This is a genomic window from Pseudomonas sp. GW821-FHT05H12 (assembly GCF_059419385.1).
The window spans coordinates 113,096-119,095 of sequence record NZ_JBWKRS010000001.1 but is presented as its reverse complement, the minus strand read 5'-3'; the positions used below and the strand labels follow the sequence as shown (position 1 = coordinate 119,095).

The 6,000-nt window shown below is 63.3% G+C and carries 6 protein-coding genes; 4 read left to right on the top strand and 2 right to left on the bottom strand.

Translation table 11 applies throughout. The features are described 5' to 3' along the window. Positions 1–74: 74 nt before the first annotated feature. Positions 75–1,385, bottom strand: a complete 1,311-nt coding sequence (locus AC07SU_RS00490) for an MFS transporter (protein WP_494995828.1) — start codon at positions 1,383–1,385, stop codon at positions 75–77. Between the two features lie 159 nt (positions 1,386–1,544). On the opposite strand from AC07SU_RS00490, the gene AC07SU_RS00485 reads away from it, so the two are divergent. The 3 genes from AC07SU_RS00485 (at position 1,545) to AC07SU_RS00475 (ending at position 4,450) form a co-directional block, all read left to right on the top strand. Next, complete coding sequence (locus tag AC07SU_RS00485) at positions 1,545–2,645, top strand: sugar diacid recognition domain-containing protein (RefSeq protein WP_494995827.1); 1,101 nt, start codon at positions 1,545–1,547, stop codon at positions 2,643–2,645. Positions 2,646–2,742: 97 nt separating this feature from the next. Then, positions 2,743–3,885: a glycerate kinase gene (locus AC07SU_RS00480; RefSeq protein ID WP_494995826.1), complete on the top strand. Its 1,143-nt coding sequence runs from the start codon at positions 2,743–2,745 to the stop codon at positions 3,883–3,885. A gap of 52 nt (positions 3,886–3,937) precedes the next feature. Further along, positions 3,938–4,450, top strand: coding sequence for a GNAT family N-acetyltransferase (locus AC07SU_RS00475; RefSeq protein WP_494995825.1), 513 nt, complete (start codon positions 3,938–3,940; stop codon positions 4,448–4,450). On the opposite strand, the gene AC07SU_RS00470 is transcribed toward AC07SU_RS00475, so the two are convergent. After that, positions 4,447–5,139 carry an aspartate/glutamate racemase family protein gene (locus AC07SU_RS00470; RefSeq protein ID WP_494995824.1) on the bottom strand — a complete coding sequence of 231 codons (693 nt, stop codon included), beginning with the start codon at positions 5,137–5,139 and terminating at the stop codon, positions 4,447–4,449. The genes AC07SU_RS00475 and AC07SU_RS00470 overlap by 4 nt on opposite strands. Positions 5,140–5,347: 208 nt before the next feature. Between AC07SU_RS00470 and AC07SU_RS00465 the strand changes: the two genes are divergently transcribed. Then, entirely contained in the window at positions 5,348–5,842 is a 495-nt protein-coding gene (locus AC07SU_RS00465) for a hypothetical protein (RefSeq protein WP_494995823.1), read from the top strand. Positions 5,843–6,000: the final 158 nt, after the last annotated feature.

The window sequence follows — 6,000 nt, the reverse complement described above, 5'->3', positions numbered from 1 at the left end:
CCCCCCCCCCCCCCCCCCCCCCCCCCCCCCCCCCCCCCCCCCCCCCCCCCCCCCGTGCTCCTACATGGGGGTCGTCAGGCCTTCAGGGTACGGGTCATGCGCAGCGCCAATACGCTGCCGGCCACGATCACCGCCGCCAGCAGGTACAACGCCACATCCGTGGACCCGGTCGCGTCCTTCACGAACCCCACGATATAGGGGCTGAGGAAACCAGCCATCTGGCCCATGGAGTTGATCAACGCCAAGCCACCGGCCGCTGCGCCGGCACTGAGCATCGCGGTCGGCACCGGCCAGAACATCGGCAGCCCGGTGAGGGCGCCCATGGTGGCGATGGTCAAGCCCAGGATCGCAATCGCCGGGGTGGTAGCGAAATTCACCGCGATCACCAGGCCAATCGCGCCCATCAGCATCGGCACCACCAGGTGCCAACGACGCTCCTTGCGCAAGTCTGCCGAACGGCCCACCAGCAGCATGAACACTGCGGCCAACAGATAAGGAATCGCGCTGAGCCAGCCAATCACCAGGTTATCGCTGAACCCCAGGTTCTTGATGATCGACGGCAGCCAGAAGTTGATCGCGTACACGCCGCTCTGGATGCAGAAGTAGATCAAGCCGAATGCCCAGATCGCCGGGTTCTTGAACACTTCACCCAGGGAGTCGGTGGTGGTTTTCGGCTTGTTGGCCAAGTCAGTCGCCTGGTCGGCCTCCAGCACCGCACGTTCGTGGGGCGTGAGCCATTTGGCGTTGGCGAAGCTGTCACTGAGGAGGAAGTAGGCGAGGGCGCCCAGGATCACGGTGGGGATGCCTTGCAGCAGGAACATCCACTGCCAACCTGCCAGGCCACCTTGGCCTGCAGCGAAATGGTTGAGGATCCAGCCAGAGAACGGGCTGCCGAGCAGGCCCGACACCGGGATCGCCGACATGAACAGCGCCATGATCCGCCCACGGCGGAAGGTCGGGAACCACTGCGAGAGGTACAGCACCACGCCCGGGAAGAAGCCGGCTTCGGCGGCACCGGTAAACAGGCGCAAGGTGTAGAAGTGCGTCGGCGTGGTGACGAACAAGAGGCAGGTGGACAGCGTGCCCCACACGATCATCATCAGCGCGATCCAGCGCCGTGGGCCAAACTTGGTCAGCGCCAGGTTGCTCGGCACGCCGCACAGCACGTAGCCGATGAAGAAGATCCCGGCACCCAGGCCGTACACGGTTTCGCTGAACTTCAACGCATCGAGCATCTGCAGCTTGGCAAATCCAACGTTCACCCGGTCGAGGTAGTTGAACAGGTAGCAGATAAAAATGAAGGGGATCAGGCGCAGGGTAATGCGCTTGTAGATGGCGTTTTTATCGTCATCGGTGGCCAGTGTGGCAGCGGCGCTCTGTGACATGGCAGTCTCTCTTTATTATGATTTTTCGCGATGCGAGGGTAACGTTGATCGCCCGATGAGTCTCGGCCACCTTGCACGGTGCTGTCTTTGTGCTCGCGCACAGTGAAGCATGTTTTGCGCTGTGCCTATGAACAACCCGCTTTCAAGGAATTTAGCCCCATGTTCGAGCTGGATCATGACCTGGCGCAGGATATTGTCGATCGCACCATGGCCATCCTGCCCTACAACGTCAACGTCATGGACAGTCAGGGGCTGATTCTCGGCAGCGGTGAGCCCGAACGCATCAACACCCGCCACGAAGGCGCGCAGTTGGTGCTCGCCAACGGCCGCGTGGTGGAAATAGACGGTCAGACCGCCAAGCACCTCAAGGGCGTGCAACCGGGCATCAACCTGCCGCTGCTGCATGACGGACGCCTGATCGGCGTGCTTGGCATCACCGGTGAGCCCGAACTGCTGCGCACCTACGCCGAGCTGGTGCGCATGACCGCCGAAATGCTGGTGAGCCATCGTCATCAACAGGCCGAGCAACAGTGGCGGCGCCAGCGTTGCGATGACCTGCTGGCGTTGCTGCTGGCCGAAACCGGCGACTCGCCGCGCCTGGTGGATGAAGCGCAGCAACTGGGCCTCAAGCCACAATTGGCGCGCACACCGTACTTGTTTGAGCTGGGCGCGGGCCAGTCGGCGGAAGCCCTGAGCGCGTGGCTTACCAGTCGTTACCCGGACAGCTGGTGCGTCAGTTCCGCACAGTTTTCCCTGCTGTGGTGCCGGCCGGCGGCGGTGCAGGTGGACAACCCACGGCTACTGGAAAAGCTCCAAGGGCTGGGCTGGAATATCCTGCGCGTGGCGGTGGGTGGCCAGGCCGACGGGCTGGCCGGCTTGCGCCGTTGCTATCGTCGCGTCGGTGACTTGTTGGCCTATGGTCGTGATGTGTTGCCGCATTCGCAGTTACTGACGCTCAACCGTTTTCGCTTGCCGGTCATGCTCTGGCGCCATCGCAACGACGATGCCCTGGACGAGTTGCTCAACCCACTGCGCAAAGTGCTGGCCAAGGACAGCAACGGCCAACTGCTCGCCACGTTACGCAGTTGGTGCGAGCACGACGGCCAGAGCCAGGCTTGCGCTGACGCCCTGGGCATCCATCGCAACAGCCTGCGTTACCGCATGGAGCGCATTGCCGAACTCAGTGGCGTCGACCCGCTGACCCTGGACGGCATGCTCGCCCTGTACCTCGGCGTGCAACTGCTGCCCCAGGCTTTGTAGAAATGAACAACAAAGCTGACCGGCACTTGTGCATCGGACCGGCGTCATTCCCCCAGGCAACTGGCAGCATGGGCGCTATAAAAACCGGAGAAAGCCCATGAAAATCATCATCGCCCCCGACTCGTTCAAGGACAGCCTGAGTGCCGAAGGCGTCGCCCAGGCCATTGCCCAAGGGTTGACCGAGGTCTGGCCGGACGCTGAACTGGTCCAATGCCCAATGGCGGACGGTGGTGAAGGCACGGTTGAATCGGTGCTCGCCGCATGTAACGGCGAACTGCGTAGCCAACGCGTCACCGGCCCCTTGGGCGGTTCAGTTGAAGCCCGCTGGGGCTGGTTGGCCGACAGCCACACCGCAATCATCGAGATGGCCGAAGCCAGCGGCTTGCAATTGGTCCCGCCGGGGCAGCGCGATGCCTGTTCCAGCAGCACCTACGGCACCGGCGAACTGATCCGCGCGGCCCTCGACCTTGGCGCCGAGCGCATCATCCTGGCGATTGGCGGCAGTGCGACCAACGATGGTGGCGCAGGGGCCATGCAGGCCCTCGGCGTGCAACTGTTCGATGCACAGGATCAGCCATTGCCCCCGGGTGGGCTGGCCTTGGCTCACCTGGTGCGGATCAGCCTTGAAGATCTCGACCCACGCCTGGCCCAGGTCCGTTTTGAAATCGCTGCCGACGTGAACAACCCCTTGTGCGGCCCCCATGGCGCTTCCGCTATTTTCGGCCCGCAGAAAGGCGCTAGCCCTGAACAGGTCAAGCAACTCGACGCCGCCCTCGGCCACTTCGCCGACCATTGCGCCAAGGTCCTGCCCAAGGATGTGCGTGAAGAACCCGGCAGTGGTGCTGCCGGAGGCCTTGGTTTTGCGGCCAAAGCATTCCTCGCGGCGCAGTTCCGTGCCGGTGTCGAGGTGGTTGCCGAACTGGTCGGCCTGGACGCCGCCGTATGCGGCGCCGACCTGGTCATCACCGGCGAAGGTCGCTTCGACGCCCAGACCCTGCGCGGTAAAACCCCGTTTGGCGTAGCGCGTATTGCCAGGCAGCACGGCGTGCCCGTGATCGTGATCGCCGGCACTTTGGGTGATGGGTATGAGCAGATGTACGCCCACGGCGTGGATGCCGCCTTTGCCTTGCCGTCTGGGCCGATGAGCTTGGAGCAGGCGTGCAGCGAAGCACCGCGCCTGCTGCGTGAGCGCGCGGCAGATATTGCGCGGGTGTGGCGAGTGGCAGCGTTGCGCTCCTGATAGCGGCACTCCTACACTGGCCCGCCACTTGTCTTTCAAAGGATGAAACACAATGCACACACCTGAGCCCCACATCGTCATCCAGCGTTTCACCGAGGCCCATCTTGAAGGCGTCGCTGCGCTCTATAACGACCCGGCCGTGTGCCGTCAGGTGCTGCAGATGCCTTTCCAGGCCGTGGAGATGTGGCGCAAACGGTTGGTCATGGACAACGAACGGCGGCTACAGCTGGTGGCCGTGCATGGCGGCGAAGTGATCGGCCAGTTGGGCCTGGAGCAGTACCTGCGGGTGCGCCAGAGCCATGTCGGTTCGTTCGGCATGGGCGTGGCGACGGCCTGGCAGGGCAAGGGCGTGGGTTCGCGCTTGCTGGCGGCCGCGCTGGACGTGGCCGACAACTGGATGAATCTGCACCGTGTGGAATTGACGGTGTTTGCCGACAACGAGGCCGCGCAAAGCCTGTACCGCAAGTTCGGCTTTGAAGTCGAAGGCCGGCTGCGCGACTACGCGGTGCGCGATGGCAAGTATGTCGACACCGTGAGCATGGCCCGCCTGCGCCGGCCGGTTTAATCCCCCAGAGCAAACGCCACCGCAGCCTGCGCATGCAGCTCGGTGGTGTCCAGCAGCGGCAGGTCGCTGTGTTCCGGCTTGATCAGCAAGCCGATTTCCGTGCACCCCAGGATGATCGCCTGGGCGCCACGTGCGGCGAGGGACTCGATCACGCGTTGATAGACTTGGCGCGACGCGTCACTGATCACGCCCACACACAATTCCTCGTAGATGATCCGGTGTACCGCCTGGCGTTCGTCCGCCTCGGGCACCAGCACGGTCAGGCCCTGGGCGGCCAGGCGGGATTTAAGAAAGTCCTGCTCCATAGTGAACGCCGTGCCCAGCAAACCAACCGTCAGCGTGCCCGCTTCGACGGCCGCCGCACCCGCCGCATCGGCAATGTGCAGGAACGGAATCGACACCGCTGCCTCGATACGTGGCGCCACCAAATGCATGGTGTTGGTACACAGCACCACACACTCTGCGCCCCCGGCTTGCAGGCGCCGGGCGGCGTCTTCGAGGATCAGCGCGGTGTCGTCCCAGCGGCCAGCGTGCTGCGCCTGTTCCACCGGGCCGAAGTCCACGCTGTACATCAACAGCTGCGCCGAACGCAGCGGCCCCAGTTGGTCGCGCACGCGCTGATTGATGATGCGGTAATACTCGGCGCTGGACTCCCAGCTCATGCCGCCGATAAGGCCGATGGTGCGCATGCGATGCTCCTGACATGGAATGTCGCCTCACCTTACCCATTGGCCACGGATTAGTCATACGCAGTTGCCGAGCAAATGACCGGAGCAGTTCCTTCCTCCAGGCACCCTCTGTTCGGTGTTGTGCACTTGCACAGCGTTAACCGCACGCAGCACCCGCGTATCTGCCATGATCGACACTCGCAACCTGGCTCACCGGAGGACATTCGCAATGGACGACGTACAGCAACTGGGCGAGATGCTTCGTCATTACGCCGAGAGCGAAGCGCACAAAAAGCAGCAATTCGACGTGCAGTCGGCCCGTTGGGCGCAAAAGCTCAACGAGTTGTTCGGGCAGATCGAGCACTGGCTGGCGCCGGTCAAGACGGTGGGCTTGCTCGAAGTGCAGCGTGAAGCCTATGTGGCCAGTGGCCCGAGCGTGCCGGTGGAAGCCTCGATCTTCAAGACCGAGAAGCTGAATGTACAGATCACCGGAAAAACCGTGGAGTTCGTGCCGGATGTGATGGGCGCGGGTGGGTTGATTACGGTGGCGGTGATCGGTCTCACCGCCGCGCGCCACGGCAGCGTCTCGCTGGTACTGCCGGCGGATAAAAATGATTGGCTCTGGAAGAAAACCAACGGCCTCAAAGACCCGGACACCTTCGCCTTCGACGCCAACTTCCTCGCCGCCCAGCTCCAGAGCCTGATCCCGCGGGAACGTATTTAAGGCAACGGTTGCCATCGCCGGCAAGCCAGCTCCCACAGGTGACCGAGTACACCCGCTGACCTGTCCTCACTGTAGGAGCCGGCTTGCCGGCGATAGCGATCCATCAGCCAGCAGAGTTGCAGCTGACCCACCGCCATCGCTGGCAAGCCAGCTCCTAC

Coding starts and splice junctions, on each gene's coding strand:
- AC07SU_RS00490 (WP_494995828.1), bottom strand. CDS start 1,385: ATGTCACAGAGCGCCGCTGCCACACTGGCCACCGATGACGATAAAAAC.
- AC07SU_RS00485 (WP_494995827.1), top strand. CDS start 1,545: ATGTTCGAGCTGGATCATGACCTGGCGCAGGATATTGTCGATCGCACC.
- AC07SU_RS00480 (WP_494995826.1), top strand. CDS start 2,743: ATGAAAATCATCATCGCCCCCGACTCGTTCAAGGACAGCCTGAGTGCC.
- AC07SU_RS00475 (WP_494995825.1), top strand. CDS start 3,938: ATGCACACACCTGAGCCCCACATCGTCATCCAGCGTTTCACCGAGGCC.
- AC07SU_RS00470 (WP_494995824.1), bottom strand. CDS start 5,139: ATGCGCACCATCGGCCTTATCGGCGGCATGAGCTGGGAGTCCAGCGCC.
- AC07SU_RS00465 (WP_494995823.1), top strand. CDS start 5,348: ATGGACGACGTACAGCAACTGGGCGAGATGCTTCGTCATTACGCCGAG.